This window comes from Acinetobacter sp. A2 (assembly GCF_048537555.1).
Classification (GTDB): Bacteria; Pseudomonadota; Gammaproteobacteria; order Pseudomonadales; family Moraxellaceae; genus Acinetobacter.
Genome location: NZ_CP183239.1, coordinates 1573395 through 1596558, shown reverse-complemented (window position 1 = coordinate 1596558; position 23164 = coordinate 1573395). Strand labels below are relative to the sequence as shown.

The 23164-nt window shown below is 41.4% G+C and carries 27 protein-coding genes; 25 read left to right on the top strand and 2 right to left on the bottom strand.

The window, feature by feature from the left end; all coding sequences use genetic code 11:
- The first annotated feature begins 1 nt into the window (after position 1).
- Positions 2 to 520: an RNA chaperone Hfq gene (gene hfq, locus ACNS8M_RS07545; RefSeq protein ID WP_168419029.1), complete on the top strand. Its 519-nt coding sequence runs from the start codon at positions 2 to 4 to the stop codon at positions 518 to 520.
- 170 nt (positions 521 to 690) lie between these two features.
- Here the strand turns inward: hfq and ACNS8M_RS07540 are convergent, their stop codons facing one another.
- Positions 691 to 1992: a peptidylprolyl isomerase gene (locus ACNS8M_RS07540; RefSeq protein ID WP_168419028.1), complete on the bottom strand. Its 1302-nt coding sequence runs from the start codon at positions 1990 to 1992 to the stop codon at positions 691 to 693.
- Positions 1992 to 4442: an LPS-assembly protein LptD gene (locus tag ACNS8M_RS07535; RefSeq protein WP_419224685.1), complete on the bottom strand. Its 2451-nt coding sequence runs from the start codon at positions 4440 to 4442 to the stop codon at positions 1992 to 1994. The genes ACNS8M_RS07540 and ACNS8M_RS07535 overlap by 1 nt, the downstream gene beginning before the upstream one ends.
- A 120-nt stretch (positions 4443 to 4562) precedes the next feature.
- On the opposite strand from ACNS8M_RS07535, the gene ACNS8M_RS07530 reads away from it, so the two are divergent.
- The 24 genes from ACNS8M_RS07530 (at position 4563) to cmk (ending at position 23109) form a co-directional block, all read left to right on the top strand.
- A complete protein-coding gene (locus ACNS8M_RS07530) occupies positions 4563 to 5576 on the top strand; it encodes an aminoglycoside phosphotransferase family protein (RefSeq protein ID WP_419224684.1) in 1014 nt (337 codons plus the stop codon).
- A complete protein-coding gene (gene murU / locus ACNS8M_RS07525) occupies positions 5577 to 6266 on the top strand; it encodes an N-acetylmuramate alpha-1-phosphate uridylyltransferase MurU (protein WP_168542443.1) in 690 nt (229 codons plus the stop codon).
- A gap of 84 nt (positions 6267 to 6350) precedes the next feature.
- Entirely contained in the window at positions 6351 to 6983 is a 633-nt protein-coding gene (rsmG, locus tag ACNS8M_RS07520) for a 16S rRNA (guanine(527)-N(7))-methyltransferase RsmG (protein ID WP_419224683.1), read from the top strand.
- A gap of 23 nt (positions 6984 to 7006) precedes the next feature.
- A complete protein-coding gene (locus tag ACNS8M_RS07515) occupies positions 7007 to 7789 on the top strand; it encodes a ParA family protein (RefSeq protein WP_168419023.1) in 783 nt (260 codons plus the stop codon).
- Positions 7786 to 8673, top strand: a complete 888-nt coding sequence (locus ACNS8M_RS07510; protein WP_168419022.1) for a ParB/RepB/Spo0J family partition protein — start codon at positions 7786 to 7788, stop codon at positions 8671 to 8673. Before ACNS8M_RS07515 ends, ACNS8M_RS07510 begins: the two co-directional genes overlap by 4 nt.
- A gap of 30 nt (positions 8674 to 8703) precedes the next feature.
- Positions 8704 to 9357: a MotA/TolQ/ExbB proton channel family protein gene (locus ACNS8M_RS07505; protein ID WP_419224682.1), complete on the top strand. Its 654-nt coding sequence runs from the start codon at positions 8704 to 8706 to the stop codon at positions 9355 to 9357.
- 9 nt (positions 9358 to 9366) lie between these two features.
- Complete coding sequence (locus tag ACNS8M_RS07500; RefSeq protein ID WP_168419020.1) at positions 9367 to 9789, top strand: ExbD/TolR family protein; 423 nt, start codon at positions 9367 to 9369, stop codon at positions 9787 to 9789.
- Positions 9789 to 11516, top strand: coding sequence for a lipid A export permease/ATP-binding protein MsbA (msbA, locus tag ACNS8M_RS07495; protein WP_419224681.1), 1728 nt, complete (start codon positions 9789 to 9791; stop codon positions 11514 to 11516). The genes ACNS8M_RS07500 and msbA overlap by 1 nt, the downstream gene beginning before the upstream one ends.
- Before the next feature lie 3 nt (positions 11517 to 11519).
- Positions 11520 to 12536 carry a tetraacyldisaccharide 4'-kinase gene (gene lpxK / locus ACNS8M_RS07490; RefSeq protein WP_419224680.1) on the top strand — a complete coding sequence of 339 codons (1017 nt, stop codon included), beginning with the start codon at positions 11520 to 11522 and terminating at the stop codon, positions 12534 to 12536.
- Complete coding sequence (gene kdsB, locus ACNS8M_RS07485) at positions 12533 to 13294, top strand: 3-deoxy-manno-octulosonate cytidylyltransferase (protein WP_168419017.1); 762 nt, start codon at positions 12533 to 12535, stop codon at positions 13292 to 13294. Before lpxK ends, kdsB begins: the two co-directional genes overlap by 4 nt.
- Positions 13295 to 13308: 14 nt before the next feature.
- Positions 13309 to 14298, top strand: coding sequence for a DNA polymerase III subunit delta' C-terminal domain-containing protein (locus tag ACNS8M_RS07480; RefSeq protein ID WP_419224679.1), 990 nt, complete (start codon positions 13309 to 13311; stop codon positions 14296 to 14298).
- A 10-nt stretch (positions 14299 to 14308) separates the two neighbouring features.
- Positions 14309 to 14650 (top strand): PilZ domain-containing protein, encoded by a 342-nt coding sequence (locus ACNS8M_RS07475; protein ID WP_168419015.1) that lies wholly within the window; start codon positions 14309 to 14311, stop codon positions 14648 to 14650.
- Between the two features lie 24 nt (positions 14651 to 14674).
- Positions 14675 to 15448, top strand: coding sequence for a TatD family hydrolase (locus ACNS8M_RS07470; protein WP_168542455.1), 774 nt, complete (start codon positions 14675 to 14677; stop codon positions 15446 to 15448).
- A gap of 97 nt (positions 15449 to 15545) precedes the next feature.
- Positions 15546 to 16160 carry a TetR/AcrR family transcriptional regulator gene (locus ACNS8M_RS07465; protein WP_168419013.1) on the top strand — a complete coding sequence of 205 codons (615 nt, stop codon included), beginning with the start codon at positions 15546 to 15548 and terminating at the stop codon, positions 16158 to 16160.
- 7 nt (positions 16161 to 16167) lie between these two features.
- The gene (locus ACNS8M_RS07460) at positions 16168 to 16719 is read left to right on the top strand and encodes a pilus assembly FimT family protein (protein WP_419224678.1); all 552 of its coding nucleotides are present in this window, start codon (positions 16168 to 16170) and stop codon (positions 16717 to 16719) included.
- Positions 16709 to 17089, top strand: a complete 381-nt coding sequence (gene gspI / locus ACNS8M_RS07455) for a type II secretion system minor pseudopilin GspI (RefSeq protein ID WP_419224677.1) — start codon at positions 16709 to 16711, stop codon at positions 17087 to 17089. The genes ACNS8M_RS07460 and gspI overlap by 11 nt, the downstream gene beginning before the upstream one ends.
- Complete coding sequence (gspJ, locus tag ACNS8M_RS07450) at positions 17086 to 17715, top strand: type II secretion system minor pseudopilin GspJ (protein WP_419224676.1); 630 nt, start codon at positions 17086 to 17088, stop codon at positions 17713 to 17715. The genes gspI and gspJ overlap by 4 nt, the downstream gene beginning before the upstream one ends.
- 15 nt (positions 17716 to 17730) lie before the next feature.
- Positions 17731 to 18711, top strand: coding sequence for a type II secretion system minor pseudopilin GspK (gene gspK / locus ACNS8M_RS07445; RefSeq protein ID WP_419224675.1), 981 nt, complete (start codon positions 17731 to 17733; stop codon positions 18709 to 18711).
- A 168-nt stretch (positions 18712 to 18879) separates the two neighbouring features.
- Positions 18880 to 19476, top strand: coding sequence for a 6-pyruvoyl trahydropterin synthase family protein (locus tag ACNS8M_RS07440; protein ID WP_419224674.1), 597 nt, complete (start codon positions 18880 to 18882; stop codon positions 19474 to 19476).
- 37 nt (positions 19477 to 19513) lie between these two features.
- Positions 19514 to 20227, top strand: coding sequence for a uracil-DNA glycosylase (gene ung, locus ACNS8M_RS07435; RefSeq protein WP_168419008.1), 714 nt, complete (start codon positions 19514 to 19516; stop codon positions 20225 to 20227).
- Entirely contained in the window at positions 20224 to 21345 is a 1122-nt protein-coding gene (locus ACNS8M_RS07430; RefSeq protein ID WP_168419007.1) for an enoyl-CoA hydratase/isomerase family protein, read from the top strand. Before ung ends, ACNS8M_RS07430 begins: the two co-directional genes overlap by 4 nt.
- 28 nt (positions 21346 to 21373) lie before the next feature.
- Entirely contained in the window at positions 21374 to 21901 is a 528-nt protein-coding gene (tadA, locus tag ACNS8M_RS07425) for a tRNA adenosine(34) deaminase TadA (protein WP_168460259.1), read from the top strand.
- A 66-nt stretch (positions 21902 to 21967) separates the two neighbouring features.
- On the top strand, positions 21968 to 22399 hold the full coding sequence (locus tag ACNS8M_RS07420; protein ID WP_168542463.1) for an SRPBCC family protein: 432 nt from the start codon (positions 21968 to 21970) through the stop codon (positions 22397 to 22399).
- 17 nt (positions 22400 to 22416) lie between these two features.
- On the top strand, positions 22417 to 23109 hold the full coding sequence (cmk, locus tag ACNS8M_RS07415; RefSeq protein ID WP_419224673.1) for a (d)CMP kinase: 693 nt from the start codon (positions 22417 to 22419) through the stop codon (positions 23107 to 23109).
- Positions 23110 to 23164 lie beyond the last annotated feature (55 nt).

Here is a 23164-nt window from a genome sequence, read left to right as displayed (position 1 = left end):
CATGTCTAAAGGTCAAACTTTACAAGATCCGTTCTTGAATTCTCTCCGTAAGGAACGTATTCCTGTTTCTATCTTCCTTGTGAACGGTATTAAGCTACAAGGCCATATTGAATCTTTTGACCAATATGTTGTTTTATTAAAAAATACAGTAAGCCAAATGGTTTACAAACATGCAATTTCTACAGTTGTTCCTGCACGTAATCCACGTCCTGCTGGTGCACCTGCTGGTGGTCAAGGCGCAGGCTTTGGCGGTCAAGGCGGTGGCTTCGGTGGTCAAGGTGGTGGCTTTGGTGGTCAAGGAGGCTTCGGTGGTCAAGGTGGCGGCTTTGGCGGTCAAGGCGGCTTCGGTGGTCAAGGTAGCGGTTTCGGTAGTCAAGGTGGCTTTGGTGGTCAAGGCGGCGGCTTTGGTGGTCAAGGTGGCTTCGGTGGTCAAGGTGGCTTCGGTGGCGGTCAAGCAACAGGCGGTTTTGACAACGATTCTAAATTTGAAGAATCTTCAGAAGACGATAACAACCATTAATTGATCTTCTTAAAAAAACCTCTCAAAATGAGAGGTTTTTTTATGTCTATGGTTTTTATCAAAGTCATATTTGAGTAGTAAATAAGATGCGGTGCACATGTTAGAAAAGCATAAAAAAAACCAGTGTAGCAACACTGGTTTTAATCTTAGAAATAGCAGAAAACTTAAGCTTAGTTTTTCTTGCGGTCTAAGCTTGGGTCTTTAATTTCTACAAAAGCATTGTTGCGCGTTTCACGTAACCAGCTATCCAATTCAGTATCAAACTGGCGTTCACCTAGTATTTGACGTGCCATACGTTCTTGGTATTCACGAGTCATATCTTGCTGGCGTGTATCGGTCACTTGCAGTACATGCCAACCAAACTGGGTTTGGAATGGTGCGCTAATTTCACCTTTTGCAGTGTTTTTCATTTGATTTTCAAATTCTGGCACCATCACGCCAGGATTCACCCAGCCTAGACTACCGCCATCACGTGCAGAGCCAGCATCATTAGAGAAAGTCGAAGCTAAGGTTGCAAAGTCTTCACCCGCTTTTAAACGGTTGTGAATACTGTCAATCATGTGTTTCGCATTTTCAGGGCTTACTACTTCACTTGGCTGAATCAAGATATGTCGAGTTTGGTATTGTGGAACTAGTGCACGTTGCTCAGTACTTTTGCGTTCCAGTAATTTTACGACATGAATACCATCACGGACTTCAATCAATTCACTGGTTTGCCCCACATCTAATGGCGTAATACGTGCAGCAAGTTCTGCAGGAATATCGGTCAAGTTACGTAAGCCCATGTCTGCAGACTGAACAGTTATGCCGTTGCCTGTATATTTTTTACTGATGGCTTGAATGTCATTGTTCTGCGCCAGTTCAGCTTTGACTTGTTGCGCAACCTGAGCTGCATTTTCTTTTCCTGAAACACGCACATGCAAAATATGGACTTGGTTGCCTAAAGCGGCCTGACCTTGTGGGGTTTTCAGAAAGTTATCAACGTCTTGATCGCTAATTTGAATACGTGACATCACCACTTGCTGACGCAAACGATTCATGGCCAAATCTTCTGCAATACGATTACGTAAAAATGCATAACTGCCAGGAGATGATTTATCTAACTTTTGCTGAAAAGCCTCTAAGCTATTGCTTCCATTTTGCTGTGCAACTTTTAACACAGCTTCATTCAGGGATTTTTCATCAGCTTTAATGTTATAGCGTTTTACTTGTTCTAATTGAGCCTGACGTACAATTAATTGCTCTAAGGCTTGTTGTTCTAAAATTTGTTGAGGTGGAACAGGGCGCTTTTGCATTTCAAGCTGTTGCTTAAGTTCAACCACGCTTTGCGCTAAATCACTTTTTAAAATGACACTATTGTCAACTACAGCCACAATTTGATCATTCGCAGCAGCAAATGCAGGCAGGCTAACAGCCATGCTCAGTGCCAAGGTAGATGCTTTTAAAAATCGTTTTAACTGTACTGTCTTCATTAACGTTGTGTCCAAGATTGATTAATTTTATTAAAACCTAAAATACGGTTTTCAAGCAAAGAAGCAAGTTTATTATTGAAACTGCCTAAACCTTTTAAATTTAGCTCTGCCATAATGGCACGTTTTGGTTTAACACCTGCATCTGTCACATCGTCCAAGTCGTTATAGTAAGAGCGACCATAGACTGAAATACCCCAGCAGCATGATTCGTAATTTACACCCAGTAAATACTCACGTGCCACACTGTTATCTAAGTCATATTGTGCGTGACCTAAAATACGCCAGTTGTTGTGAATGGGTTGAATGAATGATGCAACCACTTGATCATAATGGTCTTGGCGGTTTGGAATATAACGACGGTTAATATAGCCAAAGTTATATAAGTTACCCTGATCGCCAGCGTAAAGCAGATTTACATTACGCTGAGCATTGTCGCCATTAGACATCCAAGCAGCATTGGCACTGATGCTGAGATTTTGGCTTAATTGGCTGGTGAGGCTGACAATTGGCCCTGTACGGCTTTGCGTGTCAAAATCATCGCTGGTATTTTCTAGTGTGACACGGCGGTCTTCAAAATAGAAACTTTGACCAATGCCTGCCTTAACGCGCTCTAAACCAATTTCATCAAACAGACTGTAGCTTAGGCCTAAAGATAGGAAATTATTATCTTCTAAACGGTCATGTCCATAGAAACGGTTTGGACTGAATAATTGATCATAATTGATTGATGCTGTTGCAGAATCAAAGTTAGGGTGATCATTTTGATTTTTATACGGTGCATAGGCATAGAATGCACGTGGCGTAATCGTTTGTAGGAAGCGACCATTTTTTTCAAAGGTAATCCCTGTGTCCAATGTAAATTGTGGCACAGTGACAGATTCACTTTCACTAGATGAGTGATATTGATTCAACGCTCGAGTGTCTTTGTCATAGAAGGTGTTAATGTTGCGTAAAGACACTTCTGGAATAACAAATGACCACGGATTGCGGTAGTTATAACGCACTGCAAATTCGTTATAAATACGGGTGCCGCTTGGTTCGCCTACATCTAATGCACCAATGTCTTTTTTGAAGTAAGCCGTGTCGTTATTAAACTCGACTTGGAAACCTTGAGGATTACCTGTTTTATAATTCAACAAGAATTGTGGTAAACGTGCATAAGGGCGTTTTTCATAGGCAATAGATTGATCCAGCGTTTGGAAATCTTCAACTTTGAGCTGAGCTTTTAAGCCAGGAATACCATTGCGATAGTTAAGTTCCCAAGCACGACGTAAATTAAGATCGGTTTTGGAGTTAGGGTTATTATTTAAATCGGCAAAGTAATCTTTGTCTGAAGCATAGTTGTATTCAAGATTAGTCGAAAACTGATTGTTAATTTGCCAGTTGTGTAAAAAGTGCAAGTCTTTACGGTCTTGATCATCATATTTGGCATCTGAAGCTAAATAACCACCCCAGATTTGGCCTGAACCAAAATTTTCAGTTAAATAACGGAATTCACCCTCTAGCATTGCACCACGATCGCCAATATAGCGCGGGCTAACGGTTGCATCGTAATTAGGTGCTAGGTTCAAATACACAGGTACAGAAAGTTCAACACCACCATCATTGGTAAAACCAAAACTTGGGGTCAAAATACCTGTCGTGCGGCGGTCGTCAATCGGAAAGTTAAAATAAGGCACAGCCATGACCGGTACATTTTTTACATATAGTTTTGTACCGCGTGTTTCACCGCGTCCAGTTTCCTGATTGAGCTTAATTTCGTTGGCTTGAATTTTCCAGGTTGGCGCTTGCTCGGGCGGGCAGGTGCTGTAGGTGGCGTTATTGAGTACCATGGTATTGGTTGAGGTACGTGCAATTTTTTCTGCCATGCCATGAGCATGCTGTTCTTCAGCAATATAAAAACTGTTATTTAAATCGCCTTGCTGAGTTTTAAGGTTGTAGTTAATTTCATCACTTTGCGCAAGTAAACCAGCTTGTGCCATTTGAACACGACCTTCGGCTTTGGCAAAGGTTTGGGTCTGATCAATGGTAATTTTATCGGCGCGAATTTGACGGCCTTGCTGGTCAATCAGGACATTGCCTTCTAAGACAGAATCGCCATTTGGGTCATAGTGACCATAATCGGCAGTAACGGTAGAGGTTGCTTCTGCAGCGTCTACAGCAACTGTATTTGAACTGATAGGTGTCAGCCAAGCACCTTTACAATAAGCCGAGCTGGCTGTGTTACCAAATTGTTGTTGCGCTTCGGGCGTTGCTTTATCAACATAATATTGCTCAAAGAATTGCTGACCTGGGTAAGTCTCTTGAATACTTTGTTTAAGCCGTTGGTTGTCAATATGACTGACCGATGAAGCCTGATCTGCTGTCTGTGCATAACTGGAAACAGAGTGACCACATAACAGAGTTAAGACCGCAGTCGCTAAAGGATTAAATTTAAACTGATGCTTCATTTATCTCATCAACCAAGAGTGCTTAATCGCAATTAATTATTGTCGCATCATAGAGAAAAAGCGCAGAAGTAGCTACACTTAGCACTTTAAAAACTCAGCCTGTATTAGAATTTATTGCAAATGAATACACAACGTGAACAATTGATACAAACATGGATAACATCTGTACTTGGTTCAGATCAATTTGAAACTCATTTTTTAGCAGGCGATGCAAGTTTCCGTCGTTACGCACGAATCAAATTGAATAATAAAACATTTATGCTCATGGATGCACCACCAGAAAAAGAAGATTGTGGTTCTTTTGTCACGATTGATGAATTTTTTGCTGCCAATGCTGTGCGTGTACCCAAAATTGTGGCCAAAGACCTGACACAAGGCTTTTTGTTGTTGGAAGATTTTGGCGATGTGCTGTTATCGACCTTATTAAATGAACACACAGTAGATGACTATTATGCACAGTGCTTTAAGCAACTGATTCAATTACAAGCGATTGATGGTGCGGCACATTTCCCTGGATATTCGTATGACAAGTTGGTCAGTGAAATGGAGCTACTCACCGACTGGTTATTGCCCGCTTTACAGATTCAGCCAACGGCTGAAGAAAGTGCATTAATTAAACGTACATTTGCGATTTTGGCCAATGCTGCTTTGGCGCAGCCACAAGTGATTGTGCATCGTGATTTTCATAGTCGTAACTTAATGAAAATTAATGATGATGCCGAGTTAGGAGTAATTGATTTTCAGGATGCTGTGATTGGTGCAGACACTTATGACCTGATTTCAATTACACGCGATGCTTATGTGCAGTGGAATGCTGAGCGTGTGTATCGCTGGTTTAAAATGTTCTATGACTTGTTGCCAACAGCATCTAAGCAAGATCGTGACTTTGAACAATTTAAAAAAGATGCCGATATGATGGCAATTCAGCGCCATATCAAAATTTTAGGTATTTTTGTGCGTCTGTTTGAACGTGATGGTAAGTCGGGTTATCTCAAAGACTTACCAAGAGTAATGTGGTATTTGCTTGAAGAAAGCAAACCGTATCCTGAATTACAACCATTTATGCAATTCATTCACAATATAGTAATGCCAAAATTTACGGCTAAATATGGTCAGTATGAGGTGGTTGCTTAAATGAAAGCCATGATTCTTGCTGCGGGCATGGGTAATCGTATGCGTCCTTTAACACTGCATACGCCTAAGCCATTATTGGAAGTCGGTGGTAAGCCTTTAATTGTGTGGCACATCGAAAAATTGCAAAAAATTGGTGTGCAGGAAATTGTCATTAATACCGCATGGCTAGGTGAAAAACTCACAGATGCTTTGGGTGATGGTTCGCAATTTGGTGTGAAAATTTTGTGGTCGCATGAAGGTGAAGGCTTGGAAACCGCAGGCGGAATCATCAATGCGCTGTCATTATTAGGCAATGCGCCTTTTATATTGGTGAATGGTGATGTTTGGACCACGATGGATTTCGCACCTTTGTTGAATGTACAACTGCAGGATGCTTTGGCACATTTGGTTTTAGTTGAAAACCCTGTGCAGCATCCACAAGGTGATTTTACCTTGTCTGAAAATAAGGCTTATACCTTTGAGCAAGCACAGTCAGGTGAAAATCTGACTTACAGTGGGGTCGCGGTGATGCATCCACAAATGTTTGTTGGTTTAGAATCGGGCAAGCGTCCACTAGCGCCATTGTTGAAACAAGCCATGCAGCAAGAAAAAATTTCTGCACAGAAATTGCAGGGCGTTTGGGTGGATGTTGGCACTCCTGAGCGATTAAATGCACTAGATCAACAAATTCAGCAGGGTGTGTACGCTTAAGTGCATATTCACTAAGCATTCGCCCCTATGACTGCAACTATAAATCGGTATACTTCCATTAACTTTTTCGAGATGTGAATTGTGATGCATTCGTTTTTTCAGGAACTCAAGCAAGGTAGTCAGGCTTTAGGTTTAGAGCTCAGTGATGAGGCTTTAAATTTATTACTCAAATACCAAGATGCTTTGGTGCTATGGAACAAAGCGTACAATCTCACAGCAATTCGTGATCCGAAAGAAATGCTAGTGAAGCACTTGCTAGACAGCTTAAGTATTTTAAGAGATTTGCCTGCCGGTCGTTTGTTGGATATTGGTACAGGTGGTGGTATGCCAGGCATGATCATTGCCTTATGTCAGCCTGAACGTGATTGCGTGCTATTAGATTCTAATGGTAAAAAAATCCGTTTCTTAAAGCAGTTTATTGCTGATTTAAAACTGAAAAATGTAGTTGCCGTACAAACTCGTGTTGAAAATGAAGATAGCATTCGTGAGCTAGGTCAGTTTGATGTAATTACCAGTCGTGCTTTTGCATCTTTAACTGACTTTGTTGCAGCATCTAAACCATTTATGCATGAACAAAGTATTATTGCCTCTATGAAAGGTTTGGTTCCTGCCGATGAAGTGAAAGCATTGAAAGATGAGTTTAGCTGTGAAATTATCGAGCTCAAAGTTCCACGTTTAGACGAACAGCGTCATTTACTTTTATTAAAACGTATTTAATTTTTCAAAGGACTGGGGTGATCATGGCACAAATTATTGCGATTGCGAACCAAAAAGGTGGTGTAGGCAAAACCACAACCGCAGTAAATTTGGCAGCATCATTGGCTGTTTTGAAAAAGCGCGTTTTATTGGTTGATATGGACTCGCAAGGCAATGCCACCATGGGGTCGGGTATTCAAAAAAATGATTTGCTCTATTCTGTGACCGATGTGTTGTTGGGTGAAGTACCTATTGAAACAGCAATTACAAAAGCAGAAGTTGGCTATAAAGTGCTGGGTGCCAATCGTGATTTGGCAGGGGTTGAACTGGTCATTGCCGAGCAAGAAGGACGTGAATTTATTTTACGCAATGCTTTGCAGGAAGTTGAAAAAGATTTTGATTATATTATTGTCGACTGTGCGCCAAGTTTAAGCTTAATTACGGTGAATGCTTTGGCTGCTGTGCAGAGTGTGATGATTCCAATGCAGTGTGAGTACTATGCTTTGGAAGGTTTAGCCGATTTAACCCAAACCATCGACCGTATTCAGCAAGCCTTAAATCCTGATTTGGAAATTATTGGTGTGCTACGCACCATGTATGATGCACGTAATGCCTTAACTCGTGATGTATCAGAAGAATTGTCACATTATTTTGGCAAAAAATTATACGATACCGTAATTCCACGCAATGTGCGTTTGGCAGAAGCCCCAGCTCATGGCCTGCCTGTCATTTATTTTGAAAAAAGCTCTAAGGGGGCGGTTGCCTACCTAAATTTAGCAGCTGAAATGTTGAAAAAAAGCAAAGTGAAAAAAGGAAGTAAAGCATGACCACAAAAAAACGCGGATTAGCCAAAGGTCGTGGTTTGGATGCCTTGTTAGGATCGATCCAAAAAGAAAAATTACAACTCGAAGTACAAGCCTTAGATCATGGTCAGCTAAAACAGGTAGATGTTAATTTATTAAAGCGTGGTGAATACCAACCACGTCGTTTTATTCATGAGCAAGATTTGCAGGAGCTGGCTGCATCCATTGAAAAACATGGTGTGATGCAACCGATTGTGATTCGTCCAATTGACGATGAACAGCACCCTTATGAAATTATTGCAGGTGAACGTCGCTGGCGTGCAGCGCAATTGGCAGGTTTAACCGAAATTCCAGCAATTGTGCGTGACCTGACCGATCAGGTGGCAATTGCTTTGGCGTTAATTGAAAATATTCAGCGTCAAGATTTAAACCCAATTGATCAGGCACTTGCATTACAGCGTTTTCATGATGAGTTTGGTTTAAGTCATCAGGAAATTGCAGAAACAGTGGGTAAAGCACGTACTACAGTCAGTAATTTATTACGTTTATTGACTTTGACCGATGCAGTAAAAGATTTGATGCAGCAAGGTTTGCTGGATATGGGGCATGCACGTGCGATTTTAACTTTAAAAGCCAAAGATCAGCTCAAAGTTGCCCAGCATGTGATTGAAAAGAATTTATCGGTACGACAAACAGAGCAATTGGTGCGTGATTTCAATGCACCAAAACAAGAAAAACCTAAAACTGTGGTTGCTCCCGATATTCAACAACTCACACAGCGTTTGTCTGAGCGCTTTAGTGCAGATGTAAAAATTGATTATAACAAGCAGGGCAAAGGCAAATTGGTCATCAGCTATCACTCTCTGGAAGAGTTGGATGGCATTTTAAATATTTGCCTGTCCGATTAATTTTAATTCGTATTTATTGGGGAAAAACGAATGTGGGAATTAGTAAAAGCAGGTGGTTGGCTCATGCTGCCGTTGGTGTTGTGCTCGGTATTTACCGTTGCCATCACCATTGAGCGTTTTATGCGTTTAAAGCGTGCTGGCGTGTTGCCAAATGCACTGTTATTAAACCGTGGACAGAGTTTGTCTACAGTGTTGCAACAGTTAAACCAAAATGAAAGCTTAAAAAACAGTACCCTAGGTCGTATTTTTGTTGCGGGAGCGCGTAACCAACAACAATCAGAACAATATGCACGTGCACAAATGGAAGCGACTGCATCACAAGAAATTGGGTATTTAGAAAAAAATATTAATTTTTTAGGGACACTCAGTGCTGTTGCGCCATTATTGGGTTTGTTAGGTACAGTGCTTGGAATTATTGAATCATTTTTAGTGATTGATGTGGGTGCAAGCAATCCCACACTCATGATTCCAGGGATTTCTAAAGCTTTGATTACTACTGCGGCGGGGATGTTAATTGCAATTCCTGCGTTATTTGCCTATCGTTATTTTCAGCGTTTGGTGCAAGAGTATGTTGCGGAATTAGAGCAGCAATCGACCTTATTTCATGCAGGACTTTTTCATCAAAAACCACTTACTCAGGCTGAACCTAAGTTGAATGCGCAAGATGTGAAGAAAGTTAGCTAGGGTGAAGATATGAAATTCAAACGCTCGCAAGTCGAAGATATTCATATTAACTTGACACCAATGATTGACTGTTTATTGTTTATCTTGGTGTTTTTATTGCTTTCGACCACATTTAACCAGTTTAGCCGTATGAATTTAACCTTGCCTGAAGCGCAGGGTGTTCCACCAAAATCCTATGAACATAAAATTGAAGTGGTGGTCGACTCTACAGGGCATTACTCTGTGAATGGTCAGGCACTTTCTACTAAAGAAGTGGCAGACTTAAACACAGCAATTAAACAAATTTCGCAAGATCGTCGTGATTTAATGTTTATTATTGCTGCAGATGCCAAAGCAAGCCATCAGGATGTGATTCGGGTGATGGATGTCGCAGGACAACTTGGTTTCGTCAACATCAATATCAGTACGAAAGTCCCAACTCGAGGTTATTAGTGAAGAAGGATTTACAGGTCTACCGCCGTCTTCTGAGATATTTGCTCCCTTTTTGGGGTTTGGCTATTCTGGTCATTGTTGGTTTTGCCATCAATGCAGCCACAGAAGTTTCGGTGGCAAAACTCTTAGAGAAAATTATTAACGCCATTCAGGAGCGAGACCAGTCGTTTACGACACTTTTTCCACTTTTAGTTATTGCTTTAATGTTTTTCCGCGGTTTAGGCACCTTTATTGGAGGATACTTTACTGCGGTGATTTCACGTAATTTGGTCTTTAATATTCGTCAGGAAGTTTTTGCGAAACTGCTGCGGCTGCCTGCACAGTATTATCTGGATAATACCAGTGGCCATATTACGGCCAAAATTATGTATAACGTAGAACAGTTGACCGCTGCCTCTACGGAGTCCCTGCGTACTTTGGTACAGCAGGGTTTAATTACTTTGGGTTTGTTGGGGTATTTGCTGTACACCAACTGGCGTTTGACCTTATGTATTTTGGTGTTTGGTCCATTAATTGGTTTGCTGATTCGTAAAGCAGCAAAACGTATGCGCCGTTTGTCTATTCAGGTACAAGACACCATGGGTGATGTAAACCATGTGGTGCAAGAAACTGTAAATGGCAATTTGGTGGTGAAAGGCTTTGGTGGTCAAAGCTATGAACAAACCCGTTTTAAGGAAAACTCTTTAGAAAATTTACGTCGTGGTCTAAAGATGGTGGCTGTACAACAACTGAACAGCCCAGTTGTGCAGTTTATTATGTCGATTGCATTGGCCATTATTATTTGGATTGCATTACGACCTGAAATTTTGCGTGATATTTCAGCAGGTGAGTTTGTAGCATATATCACTGCGGCTGGTATGCTCAGTAAACCAATTAAAGCCTTGACCGATATTAATGAAAAATTACAGCGCGGTTTGGCTGCAGCACATTCAGTATTTGAACTGCTAGATATGTCTGAAGAAGATAATCAGGGCACGCTCACGCCAAACCTAAAGGGCAACCTACAGTTTAAGAATGTCAATTTGGTGTACTCAGATGGTCATCATGCTATTCATGACTTTAATCTAGATGTCAAAGCAGGTGAAACGGTCGCTTTAGTGGGGCGTTCTGGTGCAGGCAAGACTTCATTGGTCAATCTGTTGGTGCGTTTTCAGGAAGCATCCTCAGGGCAAATTTTATTTGATCAGCAAGATATTCGTGATATTGAGTTAAATAGCCTACGCTCACAAATCGCCATGGTTAATCAGCAAGTGGTGTTGTTTAACCGCACGGTACGAGAAAATATTGCCTATGGTCAGCTTGAAGGTGCTAGTGATGATGCCATTATTGCTGCAGCCAAAGCCGCCTATGCACATGATTTTATTATGGCTTTACCACAAGGCTATGACACACCATTGGGTGCGCAAGGATTGAACTTGTCAGGTGGTCAGCGACAACGTATTGCCATTGCCCGTGCTATTTTAAAAAATGCACCAATTTTAATTTTAGATGAAGCCACCAGTGCTTTAGATAATGAATCTGAATATTTTATTCAGCGTGCATTTGATGCAGCCATGCAAGACCGTACGACCATTGTCATTGCACACCGTTTATCTACCATTGAAAATGCTGACCGTATTGTGGTGATGGATCAGGGACGAATTCTAGAGCAAGGTACACATCAAGAGCTTATGATGCGAAAAGGTGCATACTTTCAGTTGCATCAACGTAATTTTGAGGAACATTAACTCATGTCTTTGGTACAATTCATTCAGGACGCTTGGCATAAACAAGCCAAATGGCTGGTTGTGCTTAGACCGTTGTCGATGTTGTATCGTGGCGTGAGTTTATTGAATCAAAATTTATATCGTTCAGGTATTAAAAAGGCTTATACCGCGCCCGTACCAGTCATGGTGATTGGTAACATTACTGTTGGTGGTAGTGGTAAAACCCCTTTACTGATTCACTTGGTGAAATATCTGCAAAGTCTAAATGTACGTGTTGGCGTGATCAGTCGGGGCTATGGCGGCAAAGGTCCATTTCCAGCCTATGTAGGTATTGATGCCGATGTTGAGGCAGTAGGCGATGAGCCAACCTTGATTGTGCAATCAACAGGTGTGCCGATGGCTGTAGGGCCAAATCGTCAAAAAAGTATTGAGCTACTGCTTGAACAGCATGATTTAGACTTGATTATCAGTGATGATGGTTTGCAGCATTTGGCTTTAAACCGTCAACTAGAATGGATTGTTTTAGATAATAACCGTGGATTGGGTAACGAGAAAATTTTGCCTGAAGGTTATTTGCGAGAACCAAAATCACGTTTGGATGATGCCACCGTGATTGAACATGCAGCACAACCGCACTCGAACTTAAATATGCATCTCGCAGTGGCTGCACCGTATTTGTTGCATCCTGAACAAGAACTAATTTTTGACCCGACCCAAAGTTTTTATGCGGTGGTTGGTATTGGCTTTCCTCAACGATTTTATAGAACTTTAGAGTCGATGGGGGTGACACAGTTTCAATGTCACGAATTTCCAGATCACCATGACTATGAAATTACCGATTTGCAGTTTGAAGACTCGCAACCGATCATTACCACAGAAAAAGATGCAGTGAAATTATTGGCATTGTTAAAGCAATATCCAGATTTTCAGCGTGAAATTTGGGTCGTGCCTGTAGAGGCCGTGTTGTCATCGGCCTGCTATGTCACCTTACATCAACAATTGAAACAATTAGGTTTAAACCTGCCTGAAGGAACATTATGAAGCACATTGTTATCCCTGCACGTTATGCCAGCTCACGTCTACCAGGCAAACCTTTGTTGGAAATTCATGGTCGTGCCATGATTTTACGTGTGGTCGATCAGGCTAAAAAAGTGGCAGGTTTTGATGACTTGTGTGTGGCGACCGATGATGCTCGTATTGCTGAGTTATGTCGTGCCGAAGGAGTTGATGTAGTGCTGACCTCGGCAGACCATCCCTCTGGTACAGACCGTTTAAGTGAAGTGGCACGTATAAAAGGTTGGGATGAAAACGATATTATTGTGAATGTGCAGGGTGATGAACCACTTTTACCTGCACAGTTGGTGAAACAAGTGGCACAGTTACTTGAAGATCAATCCGAGTGCTCTATGTCTACGCTGTGTGAGCCGATTCAGCAACTAGATGAATTCACTCGTGATAGCATTGTGAAAGTGGTGATGTCAAAGCACAATCAGGCTTTGTATTTTAGTCGTGCCACAATCCCTTATGACCGTGATGGTGCAAAAGCAGCGGAAGTGAAATTGCATGCACATGCCTATCGTCATTTAGGTTTATATGCTTACCGTGTAGCGTTGTTACAAGAATACGTGACTTGGGAAATGGGCACATTGGAAAAATTGGAAAGTTTAGAGCAGTTGCGTGTGTTGGAAAATGGCCATCGTATTGCTATTGCTGTAGCAGAAGCGAATTTACCACCTGGGGTGGATACGCAGGCAGACTTAGACCGATTAAATGCAATGGATATTGCCCATTTTGAATAAGTGAATTGCCCACCATGCAGCATGATGTAATTGGACACGTTTATCCGTGGCAGCAACAAGTTTGGGAAAACCTGACTGGTCGATTTCCCCAAATGGGGCATGGTTTATTATTTTTTGGTAAGCAGGGTTGTGGTAAAGAAGCCTTTGCACAACAATTTGTAGCATGGATTTTGTGCCAGCAGCGTGATGTGCAATCACAGCCTTGTGGTGAATGTAGTAGTTGTCAGTGGTTAAAATCAGATACACATCCAAATTATGTCTATATCAGCACCGATGAAGAGAATAAAAAACAAAACGCGAAAATTAAGATCGAGAAGATCCGTGATTTATTACCTTTTGTCCAACAAACGGTAGATGGTTGGCGGGTAATTGTGATTGAACCTGCCGAAGCCTTAAATATTGCATCATCCAATGCCTTGCTGAAAACCCTCGAAGAACCGGGTGATCGCATTGTGATTATTTTGCTGGCAGATCATTATCTTAAATTACCAGCAACCATTCGCAGTCGTTTACAGCATTTTGCTTTAGACCGAATTGATTCAGCGCAAGCTACAGTATATTTGCAGCAGCATTTACCCGATTTGGATGTAACTAAGCAACAATTGTTGATGAATCTGTCCAATCACATGCCATTGCAGGCTTTAGCGTTAGCAGAGGCAGCATGGCTTGAGCAACGTACAGATTTTCTTAAAGACTGGTATAGATTGGTCACTCAAAAGAATATGCCAATGGCAATCGCAACAAAATGGAACAAAGCGCTGAGCTTTCCTGATTTTAGTCAGATGTTTGAATACTTGTTGTGTGATTTAATTTGTGTCAAGCTAAATCAAAGCATTAAAAATCTAGATTTAAGCACTGCTTTGCAGCATTTAGCCGAACAATATGGCTTGGAAAGTTTGTTTGGTTTATATGCAGAATTACAGCAAGCCAAGCCAATGCTTGAGCAAAACGTGCAAAGTAATCTGGTGCTTGATCAATTATGTATTAAGTTAATGAATATTTAAGGGGAACATCATGCAACCACGTATGGGCGGTATTATTCAGGCCAATATTCCTGATCTTGAAACGCTATATTTAAGTTATATGCCATACGTTGTAGGCGGTGGCTTATTTGTACCCTCAAAACAACCTGTAAAAATGGGCGAAGAAATTTTTGTACTCGCGACTTTACCTGAGCAATCACAAAAAATTCCCCTAACAGGCAAAGTGATTTGGATTTCCCAAAAGCAAAATGGTATCAAATTGCAGGGCTTTGGCATTCAGCTCAGTGGTGAAAAAGGCGTTTATTACAAATCAGAAGCCGAAAGAATCCTTGCGGGGCTTAAGTCTGACAACCGTACAAGTTACACTATGTAGGTAGTTTGCTTTTAGGAAAAAATCGTGTTTGTAGATACACATTGTCATTTAACCATGTTGGATTTAAGCCCTTATGATGGTGACTTAGATGCAGCAATTGCACAGGCACGTCTCGCAGGTGTCTCTAAAATAATGGGCATCTCGGTTGAGTTAGACGATCATATTGCCTTGGCTGCAATTGCAGCTCGTCATGCTGATGTAGGTTATAGCGTTGGTGTACATCCCTGTGAAAATGCAGAAAATATGGCACGAGCTACCACAGAACAACTGATAGCTTTGGCACAAGCAGACAAAGTCTGGGCTTTGGGGGAAACAGGTCTAGACTATTTTCATAGTACTGATTTTGTTGCGGAGCAAAAAGCCTGTTTTGCGCGCCATATTCATGCCTCGCAAGCTGTGAAGAAACCAGTTGTAGTGCATACTCGCGCTGCCAAGCAAGACACAGTGGATATCATCCGTGCCGAAAAATCGACCCATGGCGTTTTGCATTGCTTTACTGAAGATTGGGCAACTGCCAAAGCGGTGCTAGATTGCGGTTACTATGTGTCATTTTCAGGCATTGTTTCTTTTAAAAATGCACAAGATTTGCGGGATGTGGCGAAACAAGTGCCTTTAGATCGTGTGCTTATTGAAACAGACAGCCCATATTTGGCACCTGTGCCATATCGCGGTAAGACAAATGAGCCAAAATACGTTCCGTATGTAGCCAAAGCCCTAAGTGATGTATATGATAAGTCCTTAGAGGAAATGGCTTTCATAACAACACAAAACTTTGAAAACCTGCTCAAAGGACATTAATTTACACGCTGGATGTGTGTAAATGTGGCGCATGTCCACGTGAAATATGAAAAATTTTAATTGATAGAATAGTGAAAAGAGAGTTTATCGGGTGAAGATGGATCGTCAGGCTCAGTTTCGAGCAAGAGAAACGTTAATTTTCCAAGTGGCAGAGCAATTGCTTTTGGAAAATGGTGAAGCAGGAATGACCCTTGATGCTTTGGCAGCAGAACTGGATTTGGCCAAAGGGACTCTATATAAACACTTTCAAAGTAAAGATGAGTTGTATATGTTGCTCATTATTCGTAATGAGCGCATGTTGCTAGAAATGATTAAAGATGCTGAAAAGCAGTTTCCTGAGCATTTAGCTTTTTTTATGCTGCATCACTTGCATCATCCTGAGCGCACTGTGCTTTTTCATCAAATTGAAGAGCGTCTTTCTACCACAGGTGTTGGCATTGGCTTGTTGTTTAGTGAACTCTATCAAGTTCGTAAAAGCCGATTACGCATTATTATCCGCATGACTGAACAATATTTAGAATCTATTCATAGTCACATGGAAGTACGTGACTATTTAGCTTCCATTTGGGCGTTGACGCATGGTGCGGCAGCTATTTTAAACTCAAGCTTTTATCAGCGTTATTTGGGTTCGCGGGATACTCTACGCGTGGCCTATATTGATCAGGCTTTGGCTATGCCAAAACAAGCACAGTCTTTTGAACAATTGACCTAATTAAAATATGAACACTCCACTGTCTTCGGTACGCGGTTTCACGCTCATTGAATTGATGGTGGTGATTGTGATTATGGCAATCATGGCATCACTGGTTTTAATGAATATTGGTGGTGTCGATCAGCGTAAAGCCATGCAGGCACGGGAAGTGTTTTTATTGGATTTGCGTCAACTGAACCGTGAAGCCAATGATCAAGCACGTATTTTTGCTTTAAATTTGCATACCGCAACCGATGTTTCTCCTGCACGCTATGAGGTGTTGGAATATCAGCCTTACGCTTCAGAGCAGCAATTAAGCCTGCAAAATAATCAAAAATGGCAAACTTATACAGAATTTAAAACGAGAACTTTGCCTGAACAAGTTTCTATCCAAATTTTATCTTTAGAGCAAAATTATCCGCAAGCGAATCAGAGTGAGTTATTGCAAAGTAATGCGCCTGCCTTGATTTGGCTGGGTAATGGTGAAGCCAAACCTGTGCGGATTCAATTTTATTTTGAACAACGCCCTGTAGGTGCGGAAATTGAAGTCGATCATTTAGGGAAAATCCATGAAAGTTAACGGATTTACACTGCTTGAAGTGATGGTCGCTTTGGCAATTTTTGCAACGGCTGCCATGGCCATGACCAAAGTAGCCATGCAGTACACTCAATCTACCGCAAACGCTATTTTAAGAACCAAGGCACAATTTGTGGCCTTGAATGAAGTAGCATCTATGGAAATGAATCGCCAATGGTTAAGTGGTACAGAGTCAAAACAGGTTACCCAGCAGGGAGAAACTTGGCAAATTGACAAGTCCACACAAGCAACCATTAGCCCAAATGTACAGCGTGTGGATATTCAAATCAGTTTATATAATACAGACACTGGACAGGTTGAAGCAGGGGTAACGTCTTTGGTGTTTTTTAATACACGTGAGCAAAACCCATGAGTGCAAGAAAAGGCTTTACCCTAGTTGAGTTATTGGTTGCGATTGCCATTTTTGCTGTGCTGTCTGCATTGGGTTGGAAGGTGTTTGACTATTTATCTAAAGTCAAAGACCGTAATGCCATGCATGAAGCCAATTTGGAGCAGTTGCAGGAAAGCTATCAGCAAATTTTACGTGATACCTTACAGGCTGTGCCTTTGGCTGCGAATGTAAAAGGGCAACAACAACCTGCATTGGTCTTACAGAGTGGACGTTTTAATTATAGTAAAACAGGTGTGACTGATCCTTTGCAACAAGGTATTTCACCGAATGAGCGTGTCGAATATCAATATCGTGCCGATGAAAAAAAGGTGTATCGTTTAAAATATCGTAATTTGCATCAAACAGGGCATGACCAGCCTGAATCAAGCGTGTTGTTGGATCAGGTCGATGCGTTTGAAATAGTGGTATTAAATCCTCAAACATTAAATAGCTGGCCTGAAAACCCGATCAATCCAAACCAAACCGAGCAGCTTCGACTTTTACCCAAAGGCGTAAAAATTAATTTGACTGTGCGTGATGTGCAGTATGAATGGGTTTTTAGTTTATTACAGACCGATTTTTTAAATAAAAATAATCAAAATAAATAAAGACAAAGGGCGGCCATGCGTTTACAACATACACAGACCTCACGCATTATCAAATCACAGCAAGGTATAGCCTTGATTACGATTTTGATGTTGGTTGCCTTAGCTACAATTTTGGCGGCGACCATTGCTAAACGACAAATGTATACCAGTGAGAATACTGCTTATTTAATGCGACAAAATCAGGCACTTTTGTATGCCAAAAGTGCTGAAGTATTTTTTTCAGAGTTGCTGCAAGATGATGCTAAAAATGCAGGGCAGGTCGATCATTTACAAGAAAACTGGGCGAAACCAATGCCACCATTTCCAGTCGAAGATGGCTATGTGTCAGGTGTGCTACAAGATGAGTCGGGTAAATTTAATTTAAATAGTTTGCTGACACCTGAAAATCAGATCAATGAAAAAGCGAAAAAGTATTTTGAAAAATTGTTGCAGCGGGTGGGCTTGCCTGCGCAGCTGAGTGAAGCGGTGATTGACTGGCAAGACCCAGATGATGAGCCGAGTGGCGCAATGGGTGCAGAGTCAAGTTATTATCAAGGTTTGCCGCTGCCATATTTGCCGCCCAATAATTTATTTCACAGTGTTGAAGAATTAAAACAAGTCCGAGGTTTCGAGGGTGCTAAGTACCAGTTACTTACGCCTTATGTGAGTGCATTGCCAAAACGTGACACGACCATCAACATCAATACTGCACCAGCATTAGTGTTGGCAAGTTTAGATGAAAAACTGGATGTTGCTGCTATACAAAATTTATTAGACCGTCGCAATGCCAACTTAGAACATTTTAGTAATGTGAATGCGTTGTGGGAGTTGGAAGACTTTCAGAATGTAGATGCATCAATACGTAACGAGTTTTCAGGTTTGCTGGGTGTGCAATCCAATTATTTTAAAGCGAAAATAGAGGTGGTGTTGAGCGAGCGTAAACGACAATTTAGTAGTGAATTGGTACGTAGTGAGAAAACGGTTGATGTGGCATATCGAAGTTTGACACCTTTTTAATTGGGTGAGCATTGATGAGCTTTTGATCTTAGCTCAAATTGACATGAGAACGCATCTTTAAATACTGTTATTGTCAGGCAATCTGAGGGCTAAAATTAGCTTATTGTTCACGTTTTGCATTATAATTATAAGGAATATCCCCCAAATATTGTGATGACCTAACGACACATGATAATTCGTAAGTTATTTAAGTTTGAAAATGCGCATATTGTGCGTAATTGCACTTCAGACCGTTGCAAGCGCTCGATTCATGGTCATAGCTATAAAGTAGAATTGTTACTGAAAGCTTCAAAACTTGATCATGGCCAAATGGTGTATGACTTTGGCTTACTCAAAGGTGTTATTAAAGAATTATATGATGCCTTTGATCATGCAATTTGTTTTTGGGAACATGATGACCCTGAGTATATTCAGGCCTGCAAAAAATTTAGTGCACGTTGGGTCTCTTTGCCAGTGTCACCATCGGCAGAGCAGTTTTCTCGCATTTTCTTTTATTTGGCACAGCAGGTATTGGCATCGACCATCACACAAAATGGGGAAGGTGATGTAGAGGTCTATTCTGTGATTGTGCATGAAACAGATACAGGCTATGCACAAAGCTTTTTAGAAGATATTGAAAATGCACAAATGGGTGAGTTGCAGTTAGCGCAAATCCATTTTTCTGATCAAGTGCAGGCAGAGTGGTCAGACCCTCAAATGTATGAAAAATTAAAACAGGGGATGAAGTTTCAAAACCCTAATGTTGAGTTACAAGTCAAACTTTAAACCAGACCATTAGACATCTACAAGGATTGATACAAGCATGTCTTTTACTGAGCAGCAATATGCGAGCTTAAACAAAGTCCAGTTGGATGACAGTTGGAAATACAGCTTGGCTGAATTTTTATTAAGTCCTCAAATGGATGCGCTACGTGAGTTTTTGTTGCAAGAAAAACAACAGAATAAGGTGATTTATCCACCAAGTTCGCTGATATTTAACGCTTTAAATACCACCCCTTTAAATCAGGTGAAAGTGGTTATTATTGGGCAAGACCCTTATCATGGGCCAAATCAAGCGCATGGACTCAGCTTTTCTGTGCAAAGAGGGGTTGCATTACCCCCATCTTTGCGTAATATTTTCCATGAGTTACATACAGATTTAGGTATACCTGTTCCACGCCACGGCGATTTAACCCATTGGGCGGAACAAGGGGTGTTGTTACTCAACAGTGTGTTAACTGTACAAGCAGGACAACCAACCTCGCACCAAAAGCAGGGTTGGGAAGATTTTACAGATCATGTGATTGATGTGTTAAATCAACAACGTGAGCATATTGTGTTTATTTTATGGGGCGCATATGCACAACGTAAGGGACAACGTATAGATCCGAATAAACATCTGATATTGAAGGCAGCACATCCATCGCCACTGGCAGCAAATCGTGGTGGTTTTTTTGGGTGTAAAGTATTTTCAAAATCAAATAATTATCTTAAACAAAATGGCATTGAGCCTATAGACTGGCAGCTGGACGCATGACACATTCTCCCATTTCAAAAGAATACCACCCAGATTTAATTGTAGAAGAAGCAAAAAATGGCTGGCGCATTGTGCGTTTGAATCGCCCAAAATCATTGCATGCTTTGGATGAATCAATTGTTTCTGCATTATTGGCAGTATTTGAAGACTTTCATACCGATGACAGCGTGAAAGCAATTTGGCTGGATTCAACTACACCTAAAGCGTTTTGTGCAGGCGGTGATGTGCGTAAGTTACGCCAGTTGGTTATTAATGATGAAGTTGCAACCGCCAATAAATTCTTTGAGCAAGAATATGCACTGGACTTGTTGTTGCATAACTATGCCAAGCCAGTGTTGGTTTGGGGTGAAGGTTATGTGATGGGCGGTGGTTTAGGTCTCTTCATGGCTGCGCCATTCCGTTTGGTAACACCATATTCACGTTTAGCGATGCCAGAAATTAATATTGGCTTGTACCCAGATGTAGGTGCAACCCGCTTCTTGGCAGACCGTGGTGCGATTGGTTTGTTCACTGGTTTAACAGGTTCAATCATGACTGCAGCGGGTGCCTATGGTATTGGTTGGGCAACGCATATTTGTGATGCGCAGCGTGCAGCAGTGTTAGATAAAGTCATTAATATTGACTGGAATCATTACCCAGCAGGTGACTTCCGTGCCATTGATGACACCTTGAACAGTATGCATCGTCCTGTAGGCCCAGGGCCGTTGCAAAACTCTTTAGATGTGATTCAAAGTGTGTGCCGTGGTGTGAGTTTTGAAAGTGACTATGAGTCGATTATTGGTTTGAGTGATGCGCGTAGTGACTGGTTGCGTCAAGCCAGCGAAAATCTGCAAAAAGGTTCACCAACCACAGCGGCTTTAACTTGGTTGTTATGGCAATGGGGTAAACAAGTTCATTCTTGGAATGAAGTATTTGAACTAGAAACTCAAATTTCTGACTGGAAAATCCGTCACGCAGATTTTGTAGAAGGTGTGCGTGCGCGTTTAGTTGATAAAGACTTGGCACCTGCATGGCAACAAAACGGCAAGATTAATCTCAAAAATATTTTTGTAGATAATCCACCTGTGACCACTATTGAAAGCTGGAATGAATTGTTAAAGCAATACGAAATTATTTAATTTTTCATTCTATTTCGCTGTTATTTGAATGTCAGAACAACACTATAGTGATGAAGATTGGATGCAGCTTGCTTATGCGCAGGCTGCATTGGCTGCGGCACAGGGAGAAATTCCTGTGGGTGCAGTGATTGTGAGTCAAAATCAAGTGATCGGTGCGGGCTATAACGCACCTATTTCTTTACATGATGCAACTGCACATGCTGAAATTGTGGCTATTCGTGCTGCTTGCGCCAATATTAAAAACTATCGTTTACCCGAAGACGCAACCTTATATGTCACCTTAGAGCCTTGCACCATGTGTGTGGGGGCATTGATTCATGCGCGAATTAAACGGGTAGTGTTTGGCGCGACAGAACCCAAAGCGGGTTCATTAATCAGTGCCAGAAAGCTTTTAGAATCGGGTTATTACAATCATATTTTTGAATATCAATCAGGTTGTTTAGAGCAACAATGCTCGAGTCAGTTAAGTGATTTTTTTAAAATGCGTCGTGCACAAAAGAAACAACAAAAGCAGCAACAGCTAATAAATGACCTAGATGATCAAAAGCAAACCTGAGTTTTACTGCTGATTTGCGTTAAACTGAATGACAGATCATTTAATAATTTATTCTCAGGTCTTACCATGAATGCCATTCAAATCAAAAAAGAATTTAATGCGCCTGTGTCGCAGGTTTTTGAATTACTGTCTAAACATGCGACATATAACATTGCCTTTGCGCCTATGCAGGTAGTACGTGTGAAAGATTCAGCTGACCCTGAGCGCCCTGATGGAGTAGGTTCTGTACGTCGCATGGGTATTGGGCCAATTAAGCCTTTGCAGGAGCAAATTACTTTGCTCGAACCGAATCAGCGTATTGAATATAAAATCATTAAAAACCCATTGATCAAACATCATTTGGGGGTAATTGAATTTCAGGATATGGCTGATAATAAAACTTTGGTGACCTACAGCATTGAGTTGCAAACTCGTGTGCCATTTGTGAGTAAGGCTATTTTGGCTCAACTAAAAACTGCAATTAAAATTGGCTTGTCTAAACTGGCCAAATCTCTCTAAATCATTACGGAAACATCATGACCGTTCAAATTATTACCATTGATGGCCCAAGTGGCTCAGGTAAGGGCACCTTAGCTGCAAAACTGGCAGCGCATTATCAATTTCATTTGCTTGATTCAGGTGCATTGTATCGTTTACTTGGTTTGGCTTTACATAAGCAAAATCTGCTAGATCGTCTAGATACAGAGCTGCAAGCGTGCATCGACATCGCAACACACTTAAACATTCAATTTGTAACCCAATCAGATGCAACTCAAGTGCTACTGGATGGTGAAGATGTTAGCCAAACTATTCGTACTGAACGTGTAGGTGAGTATGCTTCTAAAGTGGCAGCTGTGCCAGAACTAAGAATCGCATTGCTTGCCCGCCAGCACGCTTTTGCCCAAGCACCAGGCTTGGTGGCAGATGGGCGTGATATGGCAACCAGTATTTTTCCTGCAGCGCAAGCCAAAATCTATTTAACGGCTTCGGCGGAGTCACGTGCACAAAGACGTGTAAAACAGTTGCAGGGTATGGGGCTGGATGCTAAAATAAGCGACATTTTAGCGAATATCCAAGCTCGCGATAAACGTGACATGGAGCGCACTGTTGCTCCGCTTAAGCCGGCAGATGATGCTTACATCATTGATAGTTCTGAACTGAACATTGATGAAGTATTTGCATTAATGACGGCTTATGTCGATCAGAAGCTTGGTATTAGCCACGCTTAATAGGCGCGAACCCAATATATTCAGCGAACGCATAGCTTGATCAGTTTTATACGGA

Excerpts from the sequence above, each read along its gene's own strand:
- hfq (WP_168419029.1), top strand. The coding sequence starts at position 2 with ATGTCTAAAGGTCAAACTTTACAAGATCCGTTCTTGAATTCTCTCCGT.
- ACNS8M_RS07540 (WP_168419028.1), bottom strand. The coding sequence starts at position 1,992 with ATGAAGACAGTACAGTTAAAACGATTTTTAAAAGCATCTACCTTGGCA.
- ACNS8M_RS07535 (WP_419224685.1), bottom strand. The coding sequence starts at position 4,442 with ATGAAGCATCAGTTTAAATTTAATCCTTTAGCGACTGCGGTCTTAACT.
- ACNS8M_RS07530 (WP_419224684.1), top strand. The coding sequence starts at position 4,563 with ATGAATACACAACGTGAACAATTGATACAAACATGGATAACATCTGTA.
- murU (WP_168542443.1), top strand. The coding sequence starts at position 5,577 with ATGAAAGCCATGATTCTTGCTGCGGGCATGGGTAATCGTATGCGTCCT.
- rsmG (WP_419224683.1), top strand. The coding sequence starts at position 6,351 with ATGCATTCGTTTTTTCAGGAACTCAAGCAAGGTAGTCAGGCTTTAGGT.
- ACNS8M_RS07515 (WP_168419023.1), top strand. The coding sequence starts at position 7,007 with ATGGCACAAATTATTGCGATTGCGAACCAAAAAGGTGGTGTAGGCAAA.
- ACNS8M_RS07510 (WP_168419022.1), top strand. The coding sequence starts at position 7,786 with ATGACCACAAAAAAACGCGGATTAGCCAAAGGTCGTGGTTTGGATGCC.
- ACNS8M_RS07505 (WP_419224682.1), top strand. The coding sequence starts at position 8,704 with ATGTGGGAATTAGTAAAAGCAGGTGGTTGGCTCATGCTGCCGTTGGTG.
- ACNS8M_RS07500 (WP_168419020.1), top strand. The coding sequence starts at position 9,367 with ATGAAATTCAAACGCTCGCAAGTCGAAGATATTCATATTAACTTGACA.
- lpxK (WP_419224680.1), top strand. The coding sequence starts at position 11,520 with ATGTCTTTGGTACAATTCATTCAGGACGCTTGGCATAAACAAGCCAAA.
- kdsB (WP_168419017.1), top strand. The coding sequence starts at position 12,533 with ATGAAGCACATTGTTATCCCTGCACGTTATGCCAGCTCACGTCTACCA.
- ACNS8M_RS07480 (WP_419224679.1), top strand. The coding sequence starts at position 13,309 with ATGCAGCATGATGTAATTGGACACGTTTATCCGTGGCAGCAACAAGTT.
- ACNS8M_RS07475 (WP_168419015.1), top strand. The coding sequence starts at position 14,309 with ATGCAACCACGTATGGGCGGTATTATTCAGGCCAATATTCCTGATCTT.
- ACNS8M_RS07465 (WP_168419013.1), top strand. The coding sequence starts at position 15,546 with ATGGATCGTCAGGCTCAGTTTCGAGCAAGAGAAACGTTAATTTTCCAA.
- ACNS8M_RS07460 (WP_419224678.1), top strand. The coding sequence starts at position 16,168 with ATGAACACTCCACTGTCTTCGGTACGCGGTTTCACGCTCATTGAATTG.
- gspI (WP_419224677.1), top strand. The coding sequence starts at position 16,709 with ATGAAAGTTAACGGATTTACACTGCTTGAAGTGATGGTCGCTTTGGCA.
- gspJ (WP_419224676.1), top strand. The coding sequence starts at position 17,086 with ATGAGTGCAAGAAAAGGCTTTACCCTAGTTGAGTTATTGGTTGCGATT.
- gspK (WP_419224675.1), top strand. The coding sequence starts at position 17,731 with ATGCGTTTACAACATACACAGACCTCACGCATTATCAAATCACAGCAA.
- ACNS8M_RS07440 (WP_419224674.1), top strand. The coding sequence starts at position 18,880 with ATGATAATTCGTAAGTTATTTAAGTTTGAAAATGCGCATATTGTGCGT.
- ung (WP_168419008.1), top strand. The coding sequence starts at position 19,514 with ATGTCTTTTACTGAGCAGCAATATGCGAGCTTAAACAAAGTCCAGTTG.
- ACNS8M_RS07430 (WP_168419007.1), top strand. The coding sequence starts at position 20,224 with ATGACACATTCTCCCATTTCAAAAGAATACCACCCAGATTTAATTGTA.
- tadA (WP_168460259.1), top strand. The coding sequence starts at position 21,374 with ATGTCAGAACAACACTATAGTGATGAAGATTGGATGCAGCTTGCTTAT.
- ACNS8M_RS07420 (WP_168542463.1), top strand. The coding sequence starts at position 21,968 with ATGAATGCCATTCAAATCAAAAAAGAATTTAATGCGCCTGTGTCGCAG.
- cmk (WP_419224673.1), top strand. The coding sequence starts at position 22,417 with ATGACCGTTCAAATTATTACCATTGATGGCCCAAGTGGCTCAGGTAAG.